This window comes from Embleya sp. NPDC055664 (genome assembly GCF_053618075.1).
This window is the reverse complement of the sequence record NZ_JBSHGZ010000011.1, coordinates 89751-114009: the sequence shown is the minus strand read 5'-3', so window position 1 is coordinate 114009 and position 24259 is coordinate 89751. Positions and strand designations below refer to the sequence as shown.

At 71.6% G+C, this 24259-nt stretch carries 19 protein-coding genes and 1 pseudogene; 8 read left to right on the top strand and 12 right to left on the bottom strand.

What is annotated here, in order from left to right:
• The 8 genes and pseudogenes from ACWGR4_RS20445 to ACWGR4_RS20410 all read right to left on the bottom strand — a co-directional run bounded on the left by ACWGR4_RS20445 (position 1) and on the right by ACWGR4_RS20410 (position 9630).
• Positions 1-1248 (bottom strand): acyl-CoA thioesterase/BAAT N-terminal domain-containing protein, encoded by a 1248-nt coding sequence (locus tag ACWGR4_RS20445; RefSeq protein ID WP_452133016.1) that lies wholly within the window; start codon positions 1246-1248, stop codon positions 1-3.
• Positions 1249-1371: 123 nt separating this feature from the next.
• On the bottom strand, positions 1372-2499 hold the full coding sequence (locus ACWGR4_RS20440) for a PP2C family protein-serine/threonine phosphatase (protein WP_452133017.1): 1128 nt from the start codon (positions 2497-2499) through the stop codon (positions 1372-1374).
• Positions 2500-2824: 325 nt separating this feature from the next.
• Positions 2825-3737: pseudogene (locus ACWGR4_RS20435) on the bottom strand (SDR family oxidoreductase).
• 346 nt (positions 3738-4083) lie between these two features.
• Positions 4084-5268 carry an ROK family protein gene (locus ACWGR4_RS20430; RefSeq protein ID WP_380014846.1) on the bottom strand — a complete coding sequence of 395 codons (1185 nt, stop codon included), beginning with the start codon at positions 5266-5268 and terminating at the stop codon, positions 4084-4086.
• A 56-nt stretch (positions 5269-5324) separates the two neighbouring features.
• On the bottom strand, positions 5325-6590 hold the full coding sequence (locus ACWGR4_RS20425; RefSeq protein ID WP_452133018.1) for a sugar ABC transporter permease: 1266 nt from the start codon (positions 6588-6590) through the stop codon (positions 5325-5327).
• Positions 6587-7396 carry an ATP-binding cassette domain-containing protein gene (locus tag ACWGR4_RS20420; protein WP_246126582.1) on the bottom strand — a complete coding sequence of 270 codons (810 nt, stop codon included), beginning with the start codon at positions 7394-7396 and terminating at the stop codon, positions 6587-6589. Before ACWGR4_RS20420 ends, ACWGR4_RS20425 begins: the two co-directional genes overlap by 4 nt.
• 99 nt (positions 7397-7495) lie before the next feature.
• On the bottom strand, positions 7496-8626 hold the full coding sequence (locus ACWGR4_RS20415; protein ID WP_380014853.1) for a sugar ABC transporter substrate-binding protein: 1131 nt from the start codon (positions 8624-8626) through the stop codon (positions 7496-7498).
• 497 nt (positions 8627-9123) lie between these two features.
• Entirely contained in the window at positions 9124-9630 is a 507-nt protein-coding gene (locus tag ACWGR4_RS20410; protein ID WP_452133019.1) for a hypothetical protein, read from the bottom strand.
• A gap of 146 nt (positions 9631-9776) precedes the next feature.
• Here ACWGR4_RS20410 and ACWGR4_RS20405 point away from each other — a divergent pair, with 146 nt between their 5' ends.
• Complete coding sequence (locus tag ACWGR4_RS20405) at positions 9777-10250, top strand: DUF6069 family protein (RefSeq protein WP_380014859.1); 474 nt, start codon at positions 9777-9779, stop codon at positions 10248-10250.
• Between the two features lie 43 nt (positions 10251-10293).
• Here ACWGR4_RS20405 and ACWGR4_RS20400 read toward each other — a convergent pair whose 3' ends face one another.
• The gene (locus tag ACWGR4_RS20400) at positions 10294-11172 is read right to left on the bottom strand and encodes an NAD(P)-dependent oxidoreductase (RefSeq protein WP_380014862.1); all 879 of its coding nucleotides are present in this window, start codon (positions 11170-11172) and stop codon (positions 10294-10296) included.
• A gap of 105 nt (positions 11173-11277) precedes the next feature.
• Between ACWGR4_RS20400 and ACWGR4_RS20395 the strand changes: the two genes are divergently transcribed.
• Together ACWGR4_RS20395 and ACWGR4_RS20390 are read left to right on the top strand one after the other, a co-directional pair.
• Complete coding sequence (locus ACWGR4_RS20395) at positions 11278-11658, top strand: ArsR/SmtB family transcription factor (RefSeq protein ID WP_452133020.1); 381 nt, start codon at positions 11278-11280, stop codon at positions 11656-11658.
• A 229-nt stretch (positions 11659-11887) separates the two neighbouring features.
• Positions 11888-12607, top strand: coding sequence for an alpha/beta fold hydrolase (locus ACWGR4_RS20390; protein WP_452133021.1), 720 nt, complete (start codon positions 11888-11890; stop codon positions 12605-12607).
• 21 nt (positions 12608-12628) lie between these two features.
• Here ACWGR4_RS20390 and ACWGR4_RS20385 read toward each other — a convergent pair whose 3' ends face one another.
• Positions 12629-13117 (bottom strand): SRPBCC family protein, encoded by a 489-nt coding sequence (locus ACWGR4_RS20385; protein ID WP_452133022.1) that lies wholly within the window; start codon positions 13115-13117, stop codon positions 12629-12631.
• Between the two features lie 273 nt (positions 13118-13390).
• On the opposite strand from ACWGR4_RS20385, the gene ACWGR4_RS20380 reads away from it, so the two are divergent.
• Positions 13391-14590 (top strand): alpha/beta hydrolase family protein, encoded by a 1200-nt coding sequence (locus tag ACWGR4_RS20380; RefSeq protein WP_452133023.1) that lies wholly within the window; start codon positions 13391-13393, stop codon positions 14588-14590.
• 183 nt (positions 14591-14773) lie between these two features.
• On the opposite strand, the gene ACWGR4_RS20375 is transcribed toward ACWGR4_RS20380, so the two are convergent.
• Complete coding sequence (locus ACWGR4_RS20375; protein ID WP_452133024.1) at positions 14774-16483, bottom strand: cellulose binding domain-containing protein; 1710 nt, start codon at positions 16481-16483, stop codon at positions 14774-14776.
• Between the two features lie 676 nt (positions 16484-17159).
• Here ACWGR4_RS20375 and ACWGR4_RS20370 point away from each other — a divergent pair.
• The 4 genes from ACWGR4_RS20370 (at position 17160) to ACWGR4_RS20355 (ending at position 23124) form a co-directional block, all read left to right on the top strand.
• Positions 17160-18068 (top strand): lytic polysaccharide monooxygenase auxiliary activity family 9 protein, encoded by a 909-nt coding sequence (locus ACWGR4_RS20370; protein ID WP_452134223.1) that lies wholly within the window; start codon positions 17160-17162, stop codon positions 18066-18068.
• Positions 18069-18476: 408 nt separating this feature from the next.
• A complete protein-coding gene (locus ACWGR4_RS20365; protein WP_380014882.1) occupies positions 18477-20609 on the top strand; it encodes a glycosyl hydrolase family 18 protein in 2133 nt (710 codons plus the stop codon).
• A 628-nt stretch (positions 20610-21237) separates the two neighbouring features.
• A complete protein-coding gene (locus ACWGR4_RS20360) occupies positions 21238-22200 on the top strand; it encodes an AraC family transcriptional regulator (protein ID WP_452132218.1) in 963 nt (320 codons plus the stop codon).
• Positions 22201-22272: 72 nt separating this feature from the next.
• Positions 22273-23124, top strand: coding sequence for a dioxygenase family protein (locus ACWGR4_RS20355; RefSeq protein WP_380014888.1), 852 nt, complete (start codon positions 22273-22275; stop codon positions 23122-23124).
• Between the two features lie 110 nt (positions 23125-23234).
• Here the strand turns inward: ACWGR4_RS20355 and argF are convergent, their stop codons facing one another.
• Entirely contained in the window at positions 23235-24218 is a 984-nt protein-coding gene (argF, locus tag ACWGR4_RS20350) for an ornithine carbamoyltransferase (RefSeq protein ID WP_452132219.1), read from the bottom strand.
• Between the last annotated feature and the right edge of the window lie 41 nt (positions 24219-24259).

Below are 24259 nucleotides of genomic sequence, written 5' to 3'. Positions count from 1 at the left end.
TCAGCGGGCCAGGGACGCGAGCAGGGCGACGACCTGCGGCCAACCCTGCGCCTGGGCGGCGGCGTTGGCGGCCCGGGTGCCGCCGAGGTCGAGCGGCCCCTTGGTCACCGGGTGGGTGGGTCGGGTGCCGGCGGCGACGTAGGGATGTGTGCCGACGCCGTGCCCCGCATCGGGGAAGATCAGCGCCCGGTGCGGATAGGGGCTGCCACGGGCGCCGAGTTCGTCGACGATCGCTCTGGCCGAATCCGCCGCCGGCCATAATCGGTCGTCGGTGCCGGCGATGGCCAGGACCGGGCCGTCGATGCGGTCGAGGGGGATGTGTTCCTCGGCGATGGGCCCGCCGTCCTTGGTCCAGGCAGGCCCACCCGAGAAGCCGGCGTAGACCCTCGTCGACGGCGCGTACACGATCGCGCCGTGCACAAGATCGGGGTGGTTCTGGGCGAGGAGCAGGGCGGCCTCGGTGCCGCGCGAATAGCCCTGGACAAGGATGTGTTCGGGATCTACGCCCGGTTGGGCGGCCAGGATGCGGGCGCCACGGGCGAAGTACTCCAGCGGGATGTTGTCCAACGTGCCGGGGAGACCCGGGAGCCCGAAGTAGCCGAGAGCCAGCGCCGGGTAGCCGTGTGCGGCGAGCAGTACGGCGTCGGTGATCGGGCCGGGTCCGCCCTCCGAGCCGCCGAAGGCGAGCACGGCCGGGTGTCGAGGGGTACCGGGTGCGGGCAGGAAGAACATCCCGCTCACCCCGTCCGTGGCGGGGGCGAGAATCCGGGTGGTGACCCCGGGTGCCATCCACTGCCTGGTCAGCGTCCGGGAGACGGGACGGCGACCGGGGACTGCGGCCGTGAGGGTGAGGTCGAAGGAATGGTCCCCGGAGTCCTGTGCGAAGAAGAAGGCCTCTTCGGGATCGCCCGACCTCGGGTTCATCGACCAGAACAACCCCATGCCGTCCGGTGTTCGGTAGGTACCCGACAGGGGCGTCGCGGTGTCCAGGTCGACCACCCCGTGCGAGTCCGCCCGAAACGTGGCGTGGCCGTGCCACGGCTCACCCTCGGCGTCCACCGCCCCGAGATCGACGCCGACCCTCTCCCCGGCCGTCAACCCGCCGATCCGGATGTGCACCGCCTGATCCACCAGCGCCGCCGGCGCGTCCACCTCGATCACGGGCCGACCGTCCGGCACGCGCGTGCTCTCCGTGGTGCCCGCGCCCAGCAGGACGAGCACCACCAGGGCACGTGCCCATCCACGCATCCGATTTCGCACGGCCTGCCCCCGTCGCATCCCCGGCCCCGCATCGGCCGTGTTGTGCGTTCGTGTCGCTGCGCCGACGGTAGTCCCGGCGCCCAACCGACCGCAGCGTTTTTCTCGCGACCCCTACGGGCCCGCCGGCTCCGGTCCCACCGGGCGCAGCACCATCAGCGCCGCGTCGTCGGTGAGCCGCCCGCCCACGTGCGCGAGCAGCGCCTTCTGCAGACCGGCCAACAACTCGGCCGCGGACCGGTTCGGATCCGCGTGCCGGGCGACCCAGTCGCGCAGCGGGAAGAACCGGCCGGCGGCGTCCCGCGCCTCGGTGGTGCCGTCGGTGTACAGCAGCAACGATTCGTCCGGGGTCATTCGGAACCGGTACGTCGGCGCCCGGTCCTCGGCCGGCACCAGTCCGGCCAGACCCAGCGGCAACTCCGGCGGCACCTGCAACCAGCGCACCCCGGACGGGCCGATCACCGCCGGTGCCTCGTGCCCGTGGTTGGTCAGCTCGACCCGGCCGTCCCCGTCGAAGCCGACGATCAGCGCGGTGGCGAACCAGTCCGTGTCCGGCTCGCCGAGCAGCACCTGGTTGCGGCCGAAGCGCTCCAACCCCGCGCCCATGCGCCGCCCGACCCGCCACAGGTCCGGCTCGGCGTGGGCCGCCTCGTCGAACGTGCCGACCAGCGCCGCGCTCGCGCCCACCGCGGTCAGCCCCTTGCCCTGCACGTCGGCGATGAACGCGCGCGTCCCATGCGGGGTGTCCACCACGTCGTAGACGTCGCCGCCGACCTCCGCGTCCCGTTCGGCGGCCAGATAGCTGCGCTCGACCCGGACTCCGCCCACCACCGGCGGCACCGGCGGCAGCAGTGCGCGCTGGACGTGTTCGACCACGTTGCCCAGGCGCGAGACCCGATCCTGCAATCGGGTCCGGAGCCACACCGTCGTCACCGCGATCGCCCCGCCCAGCACGACCACCACGAACCCGGCCCAGTCGTGTTCGTACCCCACCGGCGCCAGCCACGGGTCCAGGATCAGGAACGTCACCGTGGCGAGGATCGCGTACACCACGGTCGGACGCACCGGGATCAGCGCGGACGCGGTCATCGGCACCAGGCACAACATCGTGTCGGTCCGGAACTCGTCCGGCGTGCCGAAGTCGACGGCCACGATGGTGATGTAGAGCAGCGCCGGAAGCAGCGGGATCACCCGCCGCAGCGCCGGCCCGCGCTCCACCTCGACCACCGCGGCTTCACTCATCGGCTGGGCACCGTCCTGCGTCGGGCGGGCACCGCGCGGGACACCCGGAGTGGATCGGTCATCGGTCGACCACCGGGGGCGATGCCCCTCGGAACCCCTTCCCGGTCCACCCCACCCCCAGCTAGGCCACACGGTGGACGGCCGTCCGGGACCACAGCGCCGTCGCGGACCGCGCGGTCGCCCCCGGCGGGGGCGGAATGCCTTCGGGGGCAGGGGAGTTGGGTTTCGACGGCAGGTGGGTTTCAACGGTACCCGGGTCGGGGTGACCGGGGCATCGGGCGGGGTCGGGACGTTTGCGGTACAGCCCGGCGTGCCCGGGCGCGGCTCAGCGGTAACCGGTCTGGTCGGCGGGGAGGTCGCGGTCCTGGACCTCGACCAGGTAGCGCCAGGCGTCGGGGCGGCTGCCGTCCGTGTCGGTGAAGCCGTAGACGCCGGCGAGTTGCCCGCTGGAGAGGGACTGCCCGTTCCAGCGGGCCACGTCGGGGTCGGCGGCCAGCGCCGCCACGGCCCGGCCCACGTACGCCGGGGACTCGGAGATGCCGAAGTGCGGCTGCACCTTCAGGGCGTCGCGCCAGTTCGCCTCGGTCACCTTGTACGCGTCGAGCATCATCTCCGAGCGCAGCCACCCCGGGGTGAGGGCGACGGCGGTGGCGCCGCGCGGGCCGAGTTCGTGGCCGAGTGCGAAGGCCATCCGCAACACCGCCGACTTGGTCGTAGAAGAAGGACACCCGGTAGTTGTCGCGGTTGTACTCGTTGGTGCCGTCGGTCATCTCCACCACCAGGCCGCCGGGGGTGCGCAGCAGCAGCGGCAGGGCGTGATGGCCGGTGATCGCGTGCGTGTCCACGGCGAGGCGCAGGATCCGCAGCCCGTCGTCCAGGTCGTGTTCCCACATCGGGGTGTCCCAGGCGAACAACTTCTCGCCGCCCCAGATGTCGTTGACCAGCACGTCGAGGCGGCCCTGCTCGGCGTCGATCCGCTCGATCAGCGCTCGGACCCGGGCCGGCTCCAGGTGGTCGGTGGGTACCGCGATGCCGTGGCCGCCGGCGGCGGTGACCAGGTCGGCGGTGTCCTCGATGGTCTCCGGGCGGTCGTACTCGGAGCGTTGCCCGCGGGTGCTGCGGCCGGTGACGTATACGGTCGCGCCGGCCGCACCGAGCTCGACCGCGACGCCGCGTCCGGCGCCTCGGGTGGCTCCGGCGACCAGGGCGACCCGGTCGCGGAGGGTGCTCGTGGCCATGCCGACTCCCGGTGCTGCTCGTGGATCGCTGCTCCGTCGGCCGCTGCCCGGGATCGGATGCGGCGGACCCGCGTCGGACGGGCGCGGCGCCGGCGGTGAACGCCGATGGGGCGGCAGGGGCTTCGGAGTGTCGGCCGCCGGGTTCGGGGGATGCTCGGGCGCGATGCACCCTCCGGACTCGGCGGCCCGCACGAGGACCATGAAACAGGGCGCGCCACGCCGGGTGCCCCGAAAGGTCACCCGGACGGCGGATTCGACGCGCCGAGTCCACCCGATCGTGGGCGCGCCGCCGACCGCCTATCGCGCCGCCGACCACCTGTCCCGCCGCCGACCGCCTGCCGACCGCCTATCCCGCCGCCGGCGTCAGCCCCGATTCCAGGGGGTTGTCCAGCAGGCGGGCGAAGGCCAGTTCGGCGGCGCCGTACAGCGGGGCGTCGTCGCCGAGGGCCGCCGTGCGCAGTTTGAGGTGTTCGCGGGTGACCGACAGGCTGGTGCGGTTGAGCCGACTGCGCACCTGCGCGGCGGTGGCCAGGTACACCTCGCGCAGCGTGCCGCCGAACACCACCATCTGCGGGTTGAGGATGTTCACCAGGTTGGCCACGCCCAGGCCGAGCCAGTCGCCGACCCGGCGCATCCCCTCCTCCGCGTCGTGGTCGCCGCGCGCCGCCGCGTCCGCCAGACCGCCGATGGCGTGCTTCGCGGTGCCCCGGGTGAGCGCGAACTCGCCGATCTCCGCCTCCCAGCACCCGCGCGCCCCGCACCGACACGGCCGCCCGTCCGGATTGACCACCATGTGCCCGACCTCGCCCGCGTACCCGTCGCCGCCGGCCACCGGCCGCCCGGCGGACAGGATGCCGCCGCCGATGCACACGTCGCCGTGCAGGTAGATCACGTCGTCGCAGCCCACCGCCGCACCCCGGGTGTGCTCGGCGACCACCCCCAGGTCGGCGTCGTTGCCGACCATGACCACCATCCCGATCGCGGTCGAAAGCCGCTCCCCCAGCGGTTCGTTGCGCCAATCCTGGGTGGGCCCCTCGGGAATCGTGCCGTCCGAGCCGCGCACCATCGCGCACACCGCCACGCCCGCGCCCACGCACACCCCGTCGTGCGGCGCGCTCAGCCGCATCTGGGCGACGAACCCGCCGAGCGCCTCGGCCACCTCCTTCGGCGAGAACCCGCTGCCCGGGCGCTGGAGTTCGCGGCGATCCAGGATCACCCCGCCGAGCCCGACCCGGGCCGCGACCAGCCGGTCCACGCCGATCGTGAAGGCGTACACGTACACCCGCTGCGACTGGGCCCGCACCACGAGCGAGGGCCGGCCCCGCCCGCCGCCGGAGGTGTCGCGCGGCGCCTCCTCGACGATCAGCCCGGCCGCCGCGAGTTCCGTGGTCAGCGCGCCGATCGTGCTGCGGTTCAGGCCCATGCCGGCGGTCAACCGGGCCCGGGAGGTGGGGCCGAGTACGTGCACGTGGCGCAGCAGCGCCCCCAGGTTCTGCCTGCGGATGTCCTCCTGGGTGGGCGCTGCGCGCATCGGGCTGCGGACCCTGCCTTTCTCATCCGTGGCGTCGATCGAGGGGGAGGGCGGCGTCACCGCAGCCCGGCGGCTTCGGCCCGCCGCCGCGACAGGGCGTCGACCCCGGCGGCGAGGAGCAGCACGACGCCGGTCACAACGTACTTGACGCCGGCGCTGTACCCCATGAGCCCCATGCCGTTGTCGATCACCGCGACCACCGCGCCACCGAGCACCGCGTCCAGCACCCGTCCCTTGCCGCCGAACAGGCTGGTGCCGCCGATCACCGCGGCGCCCACGGCATACAACAGCACGTTGCTGCCACCGGTGTTGGAGTCGACCGAGTTGGCCCGGGAGGCGGCGACGATGCCGCCGATCGCGGCCATCGTGGAGCAGATCACGAACGCCGAGATGCGCACCCGGTCCACATTGATCCCGGCCCGCCGGGCCGCCTCGCGGTTGCCGCCGACCGCGTACAGGCTCAGCCCGTACGGGGTGCGGCGCAGCACGAACGTGCCGACCAGGAGCAGGATCACCAGGACCGGTACCACGATCGGCACACCGCGCAGCGAGGAGATCACCGTGTTGCGGCTGCGCTCCTGGTTGAGCACGTACACGGCGAGGCCGACCAGCACGGCGAGCACGCCGATCCGCAGGCCGGTGATCGTGATCGGCTCGGCGCTCAGCCCGCGGCGCGCCCGGCTGCGGTTGCGGCGCACGTGCACCACCCCGTACCCGGCGACCGCGGCGGCGGCCAGCAGCCAGCCGACGATCGGGGCGAGGTTGCGGTTGGAGATGGCCAGGATGGTCGAGTCGCGCACCGGCACGTTGGTGCCGCCCTTGACCAGCAGCAGCGAGACACCCTGGAAGGCCAGGAACGCGCCGAGGGTGACCACGAAGGACGGGATGCCGACCTTGGCCACCAGCACGCCCAGGACCAGGCCGATCACCATGCCCACGACCAGCGCGGCGAGCACTGCGGCGTACCAGGGCCAGTCGTGTTCGGTGAGCAGCACGGCGAGCACCGCCGCGCACACCCCGCTGGCGAAGCCCGCGGACAGGTCGATCTCGCCCAGGACCAGGACGAAGATCAGTCCCATCGCGATCACGGTGACCGCGGCGCCCTGGGTGAACAGGTTGGCGAAGTTGCCCGCGCTCAGGAACTTGGGGCGCATGATGGCGAATACCGTGCACAGCACGACCAGGCCGAGCACCGCGGGCATGGCGCCGGTGTCGCCGCCGCGCAGCCGGGCGAGGTAGTCCTTCACGTGGGCGACCACCGGTGATTCGGGGGCACCGGTCCCGCTGTTGCCGTCGGCGAGAGGCAGGGCGCTGCTCGTCATCGGTTCACTCCGTTTCGACCGGCACCGGGACCGAATGCCTCGGTCTGTCCCGACGTGATGAGTTCGACGATCTGGGAATGGGTGATCTCACCCGCGTTGACCTGGGCGGCGGTCCGGCCCAGGTAGAGCACCGCGATCCGGTCGGCGACCGCGAACACGTCGTTCATGTTGTGCGAGATGAGCACGACGGCCAGGCCGTTGTCGGCGAGCCGGCGGACCAGTTCGAGCACCTGCGCGGTCTGCGACACGCCCAGCGCGGCGGTGGGTTCGTCCAGCACCACGACCTTGCTGTTCCACAACACCGCCTTGGCGATGGCCACGGTCTGGCGCTGGCCGCCGGAGAGGCTGGAGACGCGCTGGCGGATCGAGGAGACGGTACGCACGGACAGGCCCGCAAGGGTCTCCTCGGCGATCTGCTCCATGCTGTCCTCGTCGAGCACCCAGCCCCGCCGGCGTTCGCGACCGAGGAACATGTTCTGCACGATGTCGAGGTTGTCGCACAGGGCGAGGTCCTGGTAGACGATCTCCACGCCCAGGTCGGAAGCGTCGCGCGGGCTGTGCACGGTGACCGGAGCACCGTCGAAGAAGTATTCGCCGGAGTCGGCGGTGTGGATCCCGCCGATGCACTTGACCAGGGTCGACTTGCCCGCGCCGTTGTCGCCGACGAGCGCGGTCACCTGGCCCTCGTATACGGACAGGTCGACGTCGCGCAGCACGTGGACGGCGCCGAAGCTCTTGTTGACGCCGCGCAGTTCGAGCACCGGATTCGACGCGGGCGGCGGGGCGGGGGTGGGGGACAGGGCCACGATGCGGGCTCCTCGCTTGGGGGCGGCAGGGGTGGGACGCGCCGACCGGAACCGACCCTCGTGGGTGTCGGTTCCGGCACGATCGCGGGGCCCGAACGGTCAGTTGATGCCGAACTCGGTGCACTTGGCGGCGTAGGCGCCCGTGCACAGCGTGTCCTTGGTGACGTAGCCGTCGGCGACGACGTCCTTGACGTTCTCCTTGTAGATCGCCAGCGGCTCCAGGAGTACGGACGGCACGTCGCGCTTGCCCTCGGGGTCGCGCACGGTGGCGGGCACGCTGGGCTTTTGGCCCTTGGCCAGCGCCACGGCCAGGCCGGAGACCGCGTCGGCCTCCTTCTTGATCGCCTTGTAGACGGTCATGCACTGGTCGCCGACCAGGATGTTCTGCAGCGCGGTGGTCTCCGCGTCCTGCCCGGTGACCGGCACCCGGCCGTTGAGTTTCTGCTTCTTCAGGATCGAGATCGCCGCGTTGCCCAGGCCGTCGTTGGCGGCCACCACACCGGAGATGTTCGGCGACTGGGTGAGCATCTGCTCGAACATGTTGGCGCCCTCGGTGTTGTTCCAGTCCGGGACGGCCTGGTCCGGGCCCTTCACGTACTCGCCCGAGTCGAACTTCGGCTTGAGCACCCCGTCGTAGCCCTGCTTGAGCAGCGTCGCGTTGTTGTCGGTGGCCGAGCCGTTGAGCATCGCGATGGTCGGCTTTTGCGCACCGGCGGCGGACAGGCACTTCTCGATGCCCTGGCCCATCAGCGTGCCGACCTTCACGTTGTCGAAGCTGACGTAGTACTGGGCGCTGCCGCCCAGGGTCAGCCGGTCGTAGTCGATGGTCGCCACGCCCTGCGACTTCGCCTTGTCCAGTACGGCCTTCCCGGTGCCGCTGTCCAGGTTGACGATGATCAGGACGGTGGCGCCGTTGGTGATCATCTGGTCGGCGAGCGTCTGGAACTGGGACTTGTCGCCCTGGGCGTTCTGGATGTCGTAGTCGACGCCGGCGGCCTTGAACGCCTCGGTCAGGTACTTGCGGTCGTTGGTCTCCCAGCGACCCGAGGTCTTGCTGTCCGGGAGGATCACGCCGATCTTCGCCTTCTTGCCATTGCCGCCGGGGGCACCGGACGCGCCGGGGGCACCGGAGGACCCGGACCCGGAGCCGGAGGTGTCCGAACAGGCGGACAGGGTGCCGGCGGCGACCAGCACACAGGCGGAGACGGACACGAGGAACCTCTTGCGCATGGTGGATCCCTTCGGGCACGCGCCGGTGGGGCCGGCGGGGGACGTGATGGCGTCACGGGGTGGTGCGGCGTGCGGAGCTGTGCGCAGGGGTGAGCGGTCGACAGTCGGGCGGCGACCGCGCCGTAAATGTTGTGGGCGACAACGTAATAGCCGCACGGGGTGTCCGCCAGACCTCACGTGGGGGAAAATTAAGTTCCGAGCCACAACTTAGGGACGCGGAGGGTGCGTTCGAGGGCCCCGGCCTGGGCATTCGGGCGGGTGAGGCAACTTTTCGCGGCGTCGGCGGTGGGGGGCGTGCGGGCACGGCGATGTGGTGTGGAGCGGGTCCGTGGCCGGCAGGACCGGTTGGTCGGCGGTGTCGGGGCGGCGGGGATCGCCCGGTCGGGCCGGGGCTACCATGCGCGGGCCGGCGGCAGGTGGCGAAGTGCCCGGCGAAGAGGGCGTGGACGGTGTCGTGCGAAGGGCGACGGCGTCACGCCGAGAAGGGCCGGGACGAACTACCCGACCGGGATCGTCGCGGGTCCGAAGATCGGCGTACGCGGGCCGGACCGGCTTGCGCGCGGCGATCGTGCGGTGAACCGGCGACCGGCTCGCGGGCTCGTCGCCTCGGCGGTCACCCGTCGGAGTGTCCCGCCCGGGGCCCGATCCGCCGGAGTGCGCCTCGACCACAACCGCCGAAGTCGGCCGCGTACCGCCGTGCGGGGCGCGCGGGCTCGGGGCGGCGGCGCGGTGCGGTCGTCGTCGCGCCGGGTGGGGTCGAATCGGGACGAGCGCCAGGGGTCGTCGGGCGACCGCACCGGCACCTTGCGCCGCGCCTGGACCTGGATCTCCACGTAGGCGTCGTTCGCCGTTCCGTGCAGGGCCTCGTCATAGGCGGACATGGCGGCGCGAATGGCCGCGCCGCCGGTGCCCCTGCGGCGTACGCGGGCGGCGAGCCACAGGCACACACCCACCGCGGCGGCGAGGCTGCCGGCGACCAGCGCGAATCCCACCAACTCACCCATGGCACCGACCCTACGCCCGTACGGGAGGCGGGGGTTCGGGTCGCCTCGAAGTCGCGCGGAAAAGTTTGTGCGCGGGGCGTCGAGAACCCGGGGGCGGCTCCGACTTCCCGGTGACGACAACGAAACGACCGCCCGAGGAGATCGCCATGGCCCAGACCTTCACCCGCCCCGCCGCCCACGACCGTTCGACCCCGGCCTTCATCTCGACCCGGCCGGTGTGGCTGGTCAGCGTGGCCGCCGGGGCGGTCGCGGCGGTCGCCACCGAGGTGTACGGCCTGATTGCGCGCGAGCTCGGTTCGCCGATGCGGGCCGGGAACATCGGCGCGGCGACGGCGGAGCCGATCACCGTGGGGATGTTCGCCATGGGCGTGGCGGTGGCCATGAGCGTCGGCACGCTGCTGGCCGTGTTGATCGCGCGCCGAGCGGCCCGTCCGGCGCGGACGTACCTGCGCACCACCGTCGCCCTGACCGCGCTGTCCATGATCAGCCCGATCCTGGCCGGCGACACCGCGATCTCGACCAAGCTCATGTTGTGCGGCGCCCACCTGGTGGCCGCGGCCGTGGTCGTCCCGACCGTCACCCGCCGCCTGGCGGACGCCGACCGCGCCCCCCGAGCCTGAACCCGGTGGGGGCGGCGGCACCCGGGGGGCGTGGCCGTGGCCGTCAGTCGTCGAAGGAGGCGAGATACGTGGCGGCCATGTCCTTGTCGCCGTGGCCCTGTTCGGAGGCGCGATGGAGGCGTTCGGCGCCGGCCGCGACGACGTCCACGCGGACGCCCGCGTGCTCCGCGGCCTGCAGGACCAGTCGGGCGTCCTTCTCCGCGTTGTCCACGGTGAAGGACGGGGTGTATTCGTTCGCGAGGATGGCGCCGCCCTTCAGGTGGAAGTACGGGTTGTCCAGCGGGCCGCCGGTGATCGCGTCGAAGACCAGCTTCGGGTCCACATCCAGGCCCTTGGCCAGCGCCAACGTCTCGCCCACGCCGTGGGTCAGCGCCAGGACCCAGGTGTTCAGGACGAGCTTGAGCCGGCTCGCGGTGCCGGACGTACCGTCCTCGCCCACCCACATGGTGCGCTGTCCGATCGTGTCGAACAGCGGCTGCACCCGGTCCCGAATGCCCGGCTCGCCCGCCGCCAGGATCACCAGCTTCCCCTGCTCGGCCGGTCCGCGGGTGCCCTGGACGGGGGCGTCCACGAGGAACAGGCCCTGGGCGCGGGCGAATTCGGCCAGCTCGTCGAACGCGTCCACGCCGACCGTGCTGACCTGCACCCACGTCGTGCCCTTGCGCAGGCCCGGGGTCGCCGCGCGCATCGCGTCGAGCACGCGCGGGCCATCGTTGAGCGCGGTGAGCACGAAGTCGGCGCCGGTGACCGCGTCGGCCGGGGTCTCGGCCGCGGTCACCCCGTCGGCGACCAGTGCCGCCGCCTTTTCCGGACTGCGGTTCCAGGCCCGAACGGCGAACCCGGCGCGCGCCAGGTTGCGGGCGAGGGCGGCACCGATGATGCCGGTGCCCAGCACGGCGATGGTCGGACGGGTGTTCGTCATGAGTGCACTCCCCGTGGGGTGGTTCGAAAATCTTCGTACCTCGGTACCGTAGACACCGACGGCATACGCCGGCAACCGGGATCGGACCGAGGAGTGGGATTCGGGATGCCTGTTCAGATGCCCCACCCGTCACTCGACGAGGTGGCGCTGAGTGCGGTCTTCGCCGCGTTGTCCGACGACCACCGACGCGGCGTGGTGGTCACACTGGCCGCCGATCCGGATCGCGAACTGCCGTGCACGGCGCTTTCCGTACCCGGCTCGAAGTCCACCCGCTCGTACCACTGGAAGGTGCTGCGGGAAGCCGGCCTGATCGTCCAGCGCAACACCGGCACGGGCATGACCCTGCGCCTGCGCGCGGAAGAATTCAACGCCCGCTTCCCAGGCCTCCTACCCAACCTCCTCCACCTCGAAGGCATCACCCCCATCGACCCCACACCCGAAGCCCCCACACCCGCCGGCCCCACCGAGCCAAACCCCCGGCCCTGATCACAGCCCAGCCCCTGCCTCCGCAAGCCCCAACCCCTCCACCCCGCCACGCCCACCCCCGCACACCCACCCGCTTCGCGCCCGCCCCGCGCCCGCCCCGCGCTTCGCGCCCGGCCCGCGTTCCGTCGCCGCCGTCCGCTTTGCGTTTGCCCCGCGCTTCGCGCTCGGCGTTCGGCTTGGGCTTTGTGGGCTGTTCCGTTGGTGTGTGGGTCCTCGGTATGGTCCGAATATGGGCGAATCGAGTGGTGTGGTCGGCGTGGTCGAGGTCGACGGGGTGCGGCTGGTTCATGAGGTCTGGGGGGATCCCGCGGCTCCGCCGATCGTGTTGTTGCACGCGCTCGGGGAGGACGCCGCGGACTGGGACGAGATAGCGCGCCGCCTGGCCGACACCTGGCGGGTGTACGTCGTCGAACTGCGCGGACACGGGCGCAGCGACCGGCCCGGCAGCTACTCGCTCGAACTCATGCGAGACGACCTCCTCGGCTGCCTGGACGCGCTGGGCTTGGCTCGGGTGGACCTGATCGGCCATTCGATGGGCGGCATCGTGGCCTACCTCTTCGCCCAGGAACACCCGGACCGGATCAGGCGGTTGGTCCTGGAGGACGTCTCCGTCCCGGTGCCGCGCGAGGCGGTCGCGCCAACGCGGCCGGAGGGCGAACTCGGCTTCGACTGGGACATGGTGATCGCCATCCGCAAGCAGATCGACAGCCCCGACCCCGCCTGGTGGGACCGCCTCGGCCTGATCACCGCCCCCACCCTCGTCGTCGGCGGCGGATCGGGCAGCCACATCCCCCAGGAGCGCATCGCCGAATGGAGCCGCCGACTCCCCGACGTGCGCGTCGTCACCATCCCGGTCGGCCACCTGGTGCACGCCGCCGAACCGCACGCGTTCACCGAGGTGGTCCGATCCTTCCTCGCCGCCCCGGACGCCCGCCGCCCGGCGCTCTGAACCCCGAAACGCCGCCTCGCGCTACGCGCCGAACCGCAGCGGTTCGTTGGTCTCCAGCACCGTCTTGAGGTTGGACAGGATCATCGGCCACCCTTCCCGAATGCTCGCCAACATCTCCGAGCCGGGCGCGAACCCATCGTGCAGGACGCGCAGCGCCACCGCCTCGCCGACCGGCACCAGGTCGAACGCGACCTTGGACACCGGCTCCAGTCGACGCTCGGCCAACTGCTCCGCGCTCCACCCGAACATCTCGGCGATCTCGGGTTCGTAGTTGTGCCAGGTGTACGCCAGCCGTCGTGGCGCCTCGGCCTCCAGGACCACCTGGCCGGCGTCGCGCGGGGCCATCCGGGGGGACATCGACCAGCGTACGGTCGAGCCGACGGCCCAGTCCGACTCCGGCCCGGAGCCGTCGAACCAGCGCTCGATCTCGGCCCGTTCGGTGAGCGCGCGCCACAACACCTCGGGGGTGGCACGGATGTAGATGACGTAGTCGAACTGCGTGTCGGACACGGAGCCTTCTCCCAGGTGGGGCGGCATCGGTCGCGGACGTGACCGGATGCCCGGGGGATCGCCTGCGTTCCACTATCCGCCGGCGCGCCCCGCGACACCGGCACTCTGCTCCCGCGCCACGCCGAAGCACCCCGCCGAACCACCCGGGAGTGGTCCGATCGGCCGATCGAACCGCGCGGCGGACCGGTGCGCCGCAGGATGTAGGCGCGCGCGGTCACCGACTGCGACCGAAGGGTGATGCGCCGGAGCGGGGCGGCGGCCAGTGTTCGGGGTATGCCCGCATTCTCACTGCTTCGCAGACTGCTGCCACCGGCGCTCGCGCTGGTGTTGCCGATCGCGGTGGCCCTGCCCGCCGCCGCCTCGCCCCCGCCCGCGCGGACCGTGCTCGCCGCCGATCCCGTGCCGGGCGGACCGCGTACCTCGCTGCCGCACCCGACCGGGCCCTACGGGGTCGGCCGACAATCCCTCCACCTGGTCGACCCGAGTCGGACCGATCCGTGGGTGCCCGAGGCGGGGGCGCGTGAACTGATGGTCGGGATGTACTACCCCGCCCGCCGCGGGACCGGCACACCCACGCGCTACGCCACGGTCGACGAGGCGCGGCTGATGTTGGCCGACATCGGGATGGGGGACGTATTCCCCGCGGAGGTGTTGAGCACGACCGCCACCGACGTGCGGGCCGACGCCCGCCCCGCGCCCGGCCGGTATCCGCTGGTGGTGCTCTCCCCGGGATTCGGCTATTCCGTGTTCACCCTCACCGGCCTCGCCGAGGATCTGGCGAGCCGGGGCTACGTGGTGGCCGCGATCGACCACGCGTACGAGTCGGTGGGCACCGCGTTCCCCGGCGGCCGGATGCTCACCTGCGTGGCCTGTACGAAGGTGCGCACCGAGGAGGACTTCGTCGCGGCCACTTCCGGCCGGGGCCGGGACATGTCGTTCGTGGTGGATCGCCTCACCGGGGCCGACCCGGCCTGGCGGTACGCCGACCTCATCGACCGGCACCGGATCGGCGCGGCCGGCCACTCGATCGGCGGCGCGGGCGCGGCGGCGGCGATGGTCGGCGACACCCGGATCCGGGCGGGCGTGAACATGGACGGCGCCTTCCACTCCGCCGTGCCCGAAACCGGCTGGGGCAAACGGCCGTTCCTGCTCTTCGGCACCGACGACGAGACCCATCGGCCGGGCGGCGACGACCCGAGCTGGGACCAGGCGTGGACCCGACTGGACGGCTGGAAGCGGTGGTTGACCGTGGCGAACGCCACCCACTTCAGCTTCAGCGACTTCCCCGTCTTCCTCGACCAACTCGGCCTGCCCGGCGGCGGATCGGCGACGACCGTGCCGGGCGCGCGGGGGCTGGACCTGACCCGTACCTACCTTGCCGCCTTCGTCGACCGCCACCTGAGGCATCTGCCCCGACCGCTGCTCGACGGCCCGACCCCGGCGAACCCGGAAATCCGGTTCAACAACCCCTGACCGGCGACTCCGACGGACGACCCGCGACCCGCGAACGAGGATGGCCCGGCGGCGTCGCGTGGTCGCCGCCGGGCTCGGGAGGCATCGACCGAAAGGGGGTCGATCGATGCCGGGCACGGGTTCTTCCTCGGGTGGGATTCGGGTGGGGATTCGGGTGGGATCCGGACGGATCCCGAAGGGGGTTCAGCCGGTGAAACCCTTGAAGAGATTGGTGAATTCATAGGGCGACTGGCTGATGCTGCTGCACGTCGCGGAGACCCCGCCGCCCGGGCAGGAGCCGTTGTCCCGACCCACCGACCAAAACGCCAGTCGGCCGATGTGGTTGGTGTTGGCCCAGGAGACCAGCTTGGTCGCGTCCGACTGGACGAAGATCTTGCCGTTGAAGTTGCGGCCGATCATCGGCGTGACCGCGAGCATGCCCCGGAGTTCGGCGTCGGACTTGGCGGGCCAGATCTCCTTCATCTGACGCAGCGTCGATTCCGCGGCGGCGATCACCGCGTCGCCCCACACCGGGCGCGACGTGCCGAACTCCATCGCCATCGGGTTGACGATGTCGACGCGAACCCCGTTGTCCCGCGCGCTCTTCAGCAGGTCCACGCCCAGCGCCGGGGTCAGACCGTAGTCGTCGCCCTGGACCATCAGCGTGAAGCTCACCGTGGTGGCCGGCCGATCCCGCTGCACCTTCGCCAGCGCCTTGTTCATCGTGTCGATCGGGATGGACGCCTCGATGTCGATGTCGAGGTGCTTGGCCCCCAGCGTGTCGATCACCTTGGTGTACGCGGCGGCGAGCGCGTCGGCGCTGCCGCAGGACGCCTCCAGGTAGGGTCCGGCCGCGCCGCCGAAGGCGACCACGATGTCGCCGCCCTGGGCCCGAAGTGCCGCGATCTGGTTGAGGATTCGCGGCTCGTCGAGGGCGATCGTGCCACCCCACTTGGGGTCGCAACCACTGTTGCTGCCCAGAACGAAGGCGAGCGTGAACAACTTCTGGCCGGTGGCCGCGGCCACGTCGGTCAGGGTCGGGGTGGGCGCGGTGATGTCGATGTACGGGACGCTTCGTACGGAGCCCGCGGGCGGATTGCCGCCGCCCGTCGTGGTGGTGCCGATCAGCTCGGGGGTGAACGGGGACACGTTGCCCGAGGCGTCCTTCGCCCGGACCTTGATCCGGTACGCGGTGTCCGGGGTGAGTCCGGTCAGCGTCGCGCCGGGGTCGGCCGTGCCGGCGCGGGCGACGCCGTCGACGTACACGTCGTAGCCGGTGACCCGGTCGTTGTCGGTGGACGCGGTCCAGGCCAGGGTCAACGAGGAGGAACCGGCCGTGGACACCCGCAGGTTCGTCGGTGTGCTCGGCGGGGTGGTGTCCGGCGTGGCCGGTCCGGTGCACGGATTGCCGTTGAGCTTGCAGCCGGTGGGAGTTCCGGACCCGGCGCCGAGGAAGCCGAACGTGGTCGAGGCGCCCGGTGCGAGGGTGCCGTTGTACTCGCGGTTGGTGAAGACGTAGTGGCCGCCGCTGCCGGAGCCGCTTTGCAGCGCGTCCCAGTAGGAGCCGACCGTGGTGCCGGCGGGCAGGTCGAACTCGACCTTCCAACCGGTGAGCGTGCCGGTGCCCTGGTTGCGGACGGTGTACTGCCCGGTGAAGCCGGAGCCCCAGTCGGACGCCTTGGCGAACGTCGCCTCGGGGGAGGCGGCGTGTGCGGCGCCGGCGGGCAGGACCACCAACGCGATGGGGGCGAGAACGGTGACGGCGACGGCGCGGGCGAGTGCACGCAGCCGGCGCCGAACCGGTCCGGTGGAGGTGGAACGGGCTTGCCGGGAACGGGAGTTGCCGGGCCGGGGGGCGCCGGACCGGGGATCGCGGCGCGGGGAGGGGAACGGGGCGGGGAACTCAGGGTTCATCGAGCCGGCTCCTGGACACGTCTGGGACACGAGTCGGGGGACGAGGGTGGTGCGCGATCCGCCGTGTGTGCGCCGCCGGTTGGCGCACTCCACCGCTCGCGGCCGGGCGGTGTGTCGGATCGTACTGCGCTTCGAGATGTGTCTGGTGCAATGGTCTATACCAACCTGGGTCTCGTCCATAGGGTCGCGGGCACTTTTTCGGCGCGCCCGGCAAGTATTGGCAAGGCCGCTGCGGATCGAGGAAAATTTTTCCTCGGCACAATGACGACACATCTGATGCCTCGTCAGAAACAAGGTCGTGCAGGCCGGCCCGACTTTTCGCGGGCTTTTGCAACTCCTCGGTTGGGGAGTAATGAACCCTCGACGGCACGATCGAATCGGAAAGACCCGCTCCGCGCTCTTGCGCGACCGGACGAGCACGACGAATCTGTGTAGCGCCGCAGTCATTGGTCTATACCTGTCCCGCCGGACCGCAGGCGGCGGCACCCGTACGCCGGAATACCGGGATCCGTCGCGGCCACCTCGGATCCCCGTCCCACCCGCGCCGACCGTCCCACCAGTGCCGACAGGTCCCAACCGCGCCGACCGTCCCACCCGCGTTCGAGGGCTCCCGTATGACGTCCATGCGGTCTTCGTGCGTCCCCGCAATCGGCAACTCCCTTACCCGGAGGGCTTCATGAAGTCTCCCCGCAAGGTCGCGGCATTCGCCGCGGCCTGCTGCCTGGCACCCTTGACGATCGCCGCGCTGGCCACCGGAACCGCACAGGCGCACGGCACACTCAGCAACCCGCTCAGCCGTACCGGCACGTGTCGTGCCGAGAACCCGGAGAACCCGACGTCCGCCGCGTGCAAGGCTGCGGTGGCCATCGGCGGCACGCAGCCGGTGTACGACTGGAACGAGGTCAACCTCGCGGACGTCGCCGGTCGGCACCACCAGCTGATCCCGGACGGCAAGTTGTGCAGCGCCGGGCGGGACAAGTACAAGGGCTTCGACCAGGCGCGCGCCGACTGGCCCGCGACCGCGGTCTCCCCCGGCAGCACCTTCAACTTCCTGTTCCGGGCCACCTCCCCGCACCGCGGCACGTTCCAGTTCTTCGTGACCCGCGACGGCTACGACCCCACCGTGCCGCTGCGTTGGTCCGACCTGGAGGCCACGCCGTTCCTGACCCAGACCGATCCGCCGCTGGACAACGGCTCGTTCGTGATGAACGGCCGGATGCCGCAGGGCAAGACCGGGCGCCACCTGGTCTATGTGATCTATCAACGCTCCGACAGCCCCGAGGCGTTCTACTCCTGCTCGGACGTGGTCTTCGGCGCCGCCGCCGCACCGGCCGCCGCCGAGCGGGTGACGGCGGCGACCGCTCCGCTCGCGCACGAGACCGGCGCGCCGTACATCGAACCCGCCGGGCGTACCCACGAGAGCATCCACGAGGCCCCGGTGGCCGCGGCCGTGCCGGACCAGGGCCCGGCGGGCGTGCCGCGCGCGGCCACGGTCGGCGCGGCCGGCGCGGGTGCGTTGATCATCATCGGCGGCGGCGCCGTCGTGCTGACCAACCGGCGTCGGGAGGCCCGCGCCCGGCGCTGAACCCGCGCCCGGCGCCCCACAGATGCCACCTCCGGTCCGGACGAAGTCGTCGGGCCCGACCAACCCGACGACCGCCGCCGGGCCGGAGGTGGGCCAAACCACGCCCGCCGCGCCGCCCCCCACGTCCCCGGGGGGCCGGCACCCCTCTTCGCACCGGCCCGGTCCCGGGGCCGGCCCCTCCGCACCACCCGATCCCTCCACCCGATCCGCCGGCGCGGCCGTCCCCACCGCGCCGGCCCGAACCACCCCGCGCGGCCCGTCCCGACCGCGCGACGCCCGACCGAAAACCCGTCTGCCCCGACCGGTCCTCCCGCGGCTCCACCCCCTCCGCGCCTACCCCGCACCCACCGTCCCGCCCCGCACGTGCTCCGCAAGTCCCTTTCTCGTCCTCAGAAAGCGGGAGTACCCATGCGACGACCAAGTCCGCTCCGCACCCTGGCGACCGTGGTGGCCACCGCCGCCGCGTCGCTGGGCCTCGTGCTGACCTCGGGCGGCGCCGCGAACGCCGCCGCGGAAACCACGCCGACCACCGCGCAGACGACGGCAGCGGCGCCCGCCACGGCAGGACAGGCGAGCGCGCAGGCCGCCACACCGCTGCCCACCCGCGTGTTCGCGCCGTACTTCGAGGCGTGGACGGGGGAGAACCCGGCGACGCTGTCCGCCCAGTCCGGCGCGAAGTACCTGACCATGGCCTTCATCCAGACCCCGAGCAAGGGCTCGTGTACGCCGTATTGGAACGGCGATACCGGAATGCCCATCGCCCAGTCCACGTTCGGCGCGGACATCGCCAGGATCCGCGCGGCCGGCGGCGACGTGATCCCGTCGTTCGGCGGCTACACCGCGGACAACACCGGCACCGAGATCGCGGACAGCTGCACCAACGTCAACTCCATCGCGACGGCGATCGAGAACGTGATCTCCACCTACGACATCAGCCGCATCTGCCTCGACATCGAGGACAACTCGCTGACCAACACGGCCGGAATCGACCGCCGCAACAAGGCGCTCAAGCAGGTCCAGGCGTGGGCGGCGAGCAACAACCGCTCGTTGCAGATCCAGTACACCCTGCCGACCACGACCTCGGGCCTGGCCGACAGCGGCCTGGCGGTGTTGCGGAACGCGGTGAGCAACGGCACCAAGGTCGACGTCGTCAACATCATGACGTTCGACTACTACGACAACCAGCCGCACCAGATGGCCAACGACGCGAAGAGCGCCGCGACCGGCCTGAAGAACCAACTCGGCCAGCTGTACCCGAACAAGACCCAGGCCGAACTGTGGGCCATGGTCGGCGTCACCGTGATGCCCGGCGTAGACGACTTCGGCGCCGCCGAGACGTTCACCACGGCCGATGCGGTCACCGTCGTCGACTGGGCCAAGACGCAGGGGATCAGCACCCTGTCGATGTGGGCCCTCCAGCGCGACAACGGCTCCTGCCCGGGGGGTACGGCGCAGGACAACTGCTCCGGAATCCCGCAGGAGCAATGGCAGTTCACCCACACCTTCGCACCGTTCACCGGCGGCGGCGGACCGGTCACCAACGACTTCGCGCTCACCCTGAACCCGACCACCGGCTCGGTTGCGCGCAGCGGCACCACCTCGTCGACGATCACCACCGCGGTCACCCAGGGCAGTGCGCAGAACGTCGCGCTCACCGTGACCGGCGCCCCCAGCGGGGTGAGCGCGTCCATCACGCCCGGCACGGTCACCGCGGGCGGATCCGCGACGCTGAACGTCAGCGCCTCCGCGACGGCGACCCCGGGCACCTACCCGCTCACCGTCACCGGCGTCGGCGCGTCCGCGACGCACAGCGCGACCTACTCGCTGACCGTCACCTCCGGGCCGGTCACCAACGACTTCACCCTGTTCGCCGGTCCCGCGTCGGGCAGCGTCACGCAGGGCGGCAGCACCTCGTCGACGCTCACCACCGGGATCGCCGCCGGCGCGGCGGAAACCATCGCACTGACGGTGTCCGGCACCGGCAACGGCCTCAACGCCACGGTCACCCCGGCCTCGGTCACCACGGGCGGATCCGCGACGCTGAACATCTCCACCACCGCGGCCCTGCTCCCCGGCACCTATCCGATCACCGTCACCGGCACCAGCCCGTCGGCCACGCACAGCACGGTGTACACGCTCACCGTCAACGGCTCCTCCGGCGGCCTGCTCAACGCCGACCTGGAAAGCGGCTCGCTCGCTCCGTGGACCTGCCAGCCCGGCGGCGCGGTGGTCTCCACGCCCACGCACGGCGGCACGCACGCCCTTGAGGTCGCGGCCGGCGCGGCGCAGACCGGGGAATGCAAGCAGACGCTGCAACTCGCCCCCAACTCGACCCACACCCTCACCGCTTGGGTTCGCGGCAACTACGCCTACCTGGGCGTGAGCGGGGGCGCGACGGGAAGCACCTGGGCCTCGCCCGGGACCACGTGGGCCAAGCTGACCGTTCCGTTCACGGTCGGTGCGTCCGGCAGCGTGACGGTCTACCTGCACGGCTGGTACGGGCAGGGCTCGGTATACGGCGACGACTTCGCGATCAGCTGAGGCCATGGTGCCGGGGCGGTCCCGCGCATCCCGCCGGATGCACGGGACCCCCGACACCGCTGCGATCGCCCCCGAAGCCCGGACGCCGGCTCGCGACCCCACCGTGAGCCGGCGCCCGGTTGCCGTATGCCAGGCGCGGATGGCGGGCGGGTGGACCGGGAACCGCCGGGCTGCCCGCGCTGCCCCGTTCCGAGCCAGACGCCCGATCCTCCGGGCGGAGTGGCGCCCTGCCGGGCCCGCCGGCCAGTCCGCCCGGCCCTATCCGGACGGCGTGGCGCCCTGCCGGATGAGCGGCGCCGGCCCGAGTCGGTTCCCGCCGATCGTGGTTTTTGGTGCGGTGTCTTCCTGCTCGCCCGGGTACGGGTGCGGGCGGGCTGAGCGGACCCGACGGCGGCTCCGGTCGGCCAGGGCGCGAACCCTTCCCGGTCGGCCGCCGTGGCAGGTCGCACACGGTTTGGTTTGCCAGTTCGTGCCGTTGCGCGCGACCCGCCCGACAGTCGGCTCGGAACGGCCTAACCTGAACCGCTGATCGAGCGCCGGCCGCATCGTCCGAGAACCGCCAGGGGGCCGACATGGCACGCAACACCCACCCGCGACCAACCCGCCGCAGCGGCGCCGGGAGGCGCCGATGACCGCGTCCACCCAGCTCCGCCCGGCGGTTCCGCTGCACCGCCTCGAGGTGCCCGCGCCGACCGTCCTGCCGTTCGCCGTCGGCTCGTTCGACAGCATCGGCCCGCTGTCCCGGGCCGATTTCCCGCACCGGCACACCTTCTACGAGATCGCCATCGTCACCGGTGGGCGCGGTACCCACGTAGTGGATCTGGTGCCCCGGTCGGTGTCTCCGCCGCAGTTGTTCTTCATTGCCCCCGGCCAGGTGCACTTCTGGCATCGCATGGACGAACTCACCGGCTGGGTCGTGCTGTTCAACGACGACTTCCTGTTCGCCCACCCCGAGGACCGGGACACCGTCCGCGACCTGGCCGGCTGTGCGCGGCTGCGGCCCACGCCGGAGGCGGCACCCGGACTGCTCGGCGTGGTGGCCGAGTTGCGCCGCGAATACGCCGAACAGGGCGTGGGATTCATCCCGGTGCTCCAGGCGTATCTGCATGTGCTGATCCTGCGTGCGGCCCGACTGGCGATATGGGACGGCCCCGACTCCCGGCGGGATGCGGGGCGGTCGGATCCGGGACAGCCCGATCCGGGGCCGACCGCGGCGCTCGCCCAGCGCTTCGCCCGGCTCCTGGACGGCCCACCGGATCCGGATCCGGTCGAGCGTACGGTCGGTGCGTACGCCGACCGCCTCGGCGTCTCGGTGGGCCATCTCAACCACGCGGTGAAGACCGCCACCGGGCGCACCCCCGGCCGGATCATCCGCCAGGCGCAGGTGGTGGAGGCCAAACGGCTGCTCGCCGGCAGTGATCTGACAGTGCGTCAAGTCGCGGACAGGGTGGGTTTCGCGGACCCCGCGTACTTCTGCCGGTTCTTTCGTCGGGAGACCGGGAGCACCCCGGGGGAGTACCGCCGCGAGATCAACGCGAAGCACCACGAGAGCCGTGCTTTGTCCATCGACGCCCGCACCCGGCGAGCATAGGTTCAGACCAATCGCGAGCGGGCGGATCGATTCGTCGACCTTGCCCGCCCGTCCCCTCGCCGAGGAGTCGACATGGACCCCGAGATCACCGATCAGGACGAGCCCGCCGCGCGCGGCATCACCCGCAAGAATCTGCTCAAGGCGGCGCTGATCGCCGCTCCGCTGCCGCTGCTGATCGGCGGCGTGCCCGCGCTGGCCCGGGCGCAGCGCAACAGCGGCGGGCCGTTGGCCCCGACGCCGTTCTGCCACGACGGCGACGCGCCCACCATCGACCAGACCGAAGGACCGTACTTCAAGCCCAACTCCCCGGAGCGGTCGGTGCTCACCGGCGCCGGTACCCCACTGGTGGTGTCCGGCTTCGTGTTCAACCGCGCGTGTCAGCCACTGGCCAACGTGCTGCTCGACTTTTGGCAGGCGGACACCAACGGCGAGTACGACAACGTCGGATACACCTTCCGCGGCCACCAGTTCACCAACGCGCAGGGCGCGTACAAGCTGACCACGGTGGTACCGGGTCTGTACCCGGGCCGCACCCGGCACCTGCACGTGAAGGTCCAGGCGCCCAACCGCGGGATCCTGACCACGCAGACCTACTTCCCGGGCGAGCCGCGCAACAACACCGACACGATCTTCGACGCGCGGCTGTTGATGAACGTACGCAACGGCAACCCCGGCAAGGAGGCGACCTTCGACTTCGTCCTCAACATCGCCGGGGTCCCCCCGACGAGCCAGCCGCCGACGAGCCAGCCGCCCACGAGCGAGCCGCCGACGAACCCGCCGGGCGGCACCTGGCGGGCGGGCACCAACTACGCCGCCGGCGCCACGGTGTCCTACGGCGGTCAGAACTACCGCTGCCTGCAGGGGCATACGGCAATTTCGGGATGGGAGCCGCCGAACGTGCCGGCTCTTTGGCAGCGGATCTGATCGACATCGCCGGGGGAGGCGAGTCGATCACGGGCCCCGGCGGTGCCACCCGCCGGGGCCCGGCGTTCGTGGGCGCCGTCGTCGGGCGCGACCGCGCGAATCGCGACCGTTCAGCTCGCGATGGTGAGTTGCATCAGGGCCTTGGCGGTGTGCATGCGGTTTTCCGACTGGTCGAACACCCGGCTGCGCGGGCCCTCGAAAACCTCGTCCGCCACCTCGCGGAGGTCGGGACGGGCCCGCGCGGTCTCGGTCTCCAGGTCGTGGAACGCGGGCAGGCAGTGCGGGTAGACGGTGTCGGCGCGGCCGGTGCGGGCCATCAGCTCGGGCGTGACCTTCAGGTCGCGCAGCAGCTCGATACGACGGTCGGTCTCCGCCTCCTCGCCCATGGACACCCACACGTCGCCGTACACCGCGGCCGAACCGGCCAGTGCCTCCTCCGGCGACGCGGTGACGGTGATCGCGGCCTGCGACGACTCGGCCCCGGCGAGCAGTTCGGCGATCGACGCGGGGTCCGGGTGCAGCGGCTCCGGGGCCAGGACGCGCAGGTCGAGGCCGAGCCTGACGGCGGCGACGGCCAGGGTACGGGCCACGTTGTTGCGGCCGTCGCCGACGTATGTGATGGGCAGGCCGCGGAGTTCGCCGAAGTTCTCCCGCAGCGTGAGCAGATCGGCGAGTACCTGGGTCGGATGGTAGGTCTCGCACAGCCCGTTCCACACCGGCACCCCCGCGTGCGCGGCGAACTCGGCGACGGTCGTATGCTCGAAGCCGCGGAACATCACCCCGTCGAAGACCCGCCCGAACGCCCGGGCGATATCGCGCACGGACTCCTTGATCCCGAATCGGATGTCCTCGCGACCGAAGACCTCCGGATGCGCACCGGACTGCGTCGCCGCGACGACGAACGAGACGCGAGTGCGGCACGAGGGCTCGAGAAATATCAACGCGATATTGCGCCTCGCCGGCACAGGCACCCGCTCCCCGAACGCGGCCCGCTCCTTCAGATCCCCGGCCCGATCCGACAACTCACCGATCTCTGCGGCGCTCACGTCCAGGAGCGAGAGCAGGTTGCGGCCCTTGAGGGCGGAAAACCCCATGGATGACCTCGATTTCGTGGCCTGATGAAGATGCATGAATA

Bases quoted from the DNA above. Each gene is read 5' to 3' on its own strand.
- ACWGR4_RS20445 (WP_452133016.1), bottom strand. From the start codon at position 1,248: ATGCGTGGATGGGCACGTGCCCTGGTGGTGCTCGTCCTGCTGGGCGCG.
- ACWGR4_RS20440 (WP_452133017.1), bottom strand. From the start codon at position 2,499: ATGAGTGAAGCCGCGGTGGTCGAGGTGGAGCGCGGGCCGGCGCTGCGG.
- ACWGR4_RS20360 (WP_452132218.1), top strand. From the start codon at position 21,238: ATGACCGCGTCCACCCAGCTCCGCCCGGCGGTTCCGCTGCACCGCCTC.
- ACWGR4_RS20400 (WP_380014862.1), bottom strand. From the start codon at position 11,172: ATGACGAACACCCGTCCGACCATCGCCGTGCTGGGCACCGGCATCATC.
- ACWGR4_RS20425 (WP_452133018.1), bottom strand. From the start codon at position 6,590: ATGACGAGCAGCGCCCTGCCTCTCGCCGACGGCAACAGCGGGACCGGT.
- ACWGR4_RS20390 (WP_452133021.1), top strand. From the start codon at position 11,888: ATGGGCGAATCGAGTGGTGTGGTCGGCGTGGTCGAGGTCGACGGGGTG.
- ACWGR4_RS20370 (WP_452134223.1), top strand. From the start codon at position 17,160: ATGAAGTCTCCCCGCAAGGTCGCGGCATTCGCCGCGGCCTGCTGCCTG.
- ACWGR4_RS20430 (WP_380014846.1), bottom strand. From the start codon at position 5,268: ATGCGCGCAGCGCCCACCCAGGAGGACATCCGCAGGCAGAACCTGGGG.
- argF (WP_452132219.1), bottom strand. From the start codon at position 24,218: ATGGGGTTTTCCGCCCTCAAGGGCCGCAACCTGCTCTCGCTCCTGGAC.
- ACWGR4_RS20355 (WP_380014888.1), top strand. From the start codon at position 22,273: ATGGACCCCGAGATCACCGATCAGGACGAGCCCGCCGCGCGCGGCATC.
- ACWGR4_RS20375 (WP_452133024.1), bottom strand. From the start codon at position 16,483: ATGAACCCTGAGTTCCCCGCCCCGTTCCCCTCCCCGCGCCGCGATCCC.
- ACWGR4_RS20410 (WP_452133019.1), bottom strand. From the start codon at position 9,630: ATGGGTGAGTTGGTGGGATTCGCGCTGGTCGCCGGCAGCCTCGCCGCC.
- ACWGR4_RS20415 (WP_380014853.1), bottom strand. From the start codon at position 8,626: ATGCGCAAGAGGTTCCTCGTGTCCGTCTCCGCCTGTGTGCTGGTCGCC.
- ACWGR4_RS20405 (WP_380014859.1), top strand. From the start codon at position 9,777: ATGGCCCAGACCTTCACCCGCCCCGCCGCCCACGACCGTTCGACCCCG.
- ACWGR4_RS20395 (WP_452133020.1), top strand. From the start codon at position 11,278: ATGCCTGTTCAGATGCCCCACCCGTCACTCGACGAGGTGGCGCTGAGT.
- ACWGR4_RS20365 (WP_380014882.1), top strand. From the start codon at position 18,477: ATGCGACGACCAAGTCCGCTCCGCACCCTGGCGACCGTGGTGGCCACC.
- ACWGR4_RS20380 (WP_452133023.1), top strand. From the start codon at position 13,391: ATGCCCGCATTCTCACTGCTTCGCAGACTGCTGCCACCGGCGCTCGCG.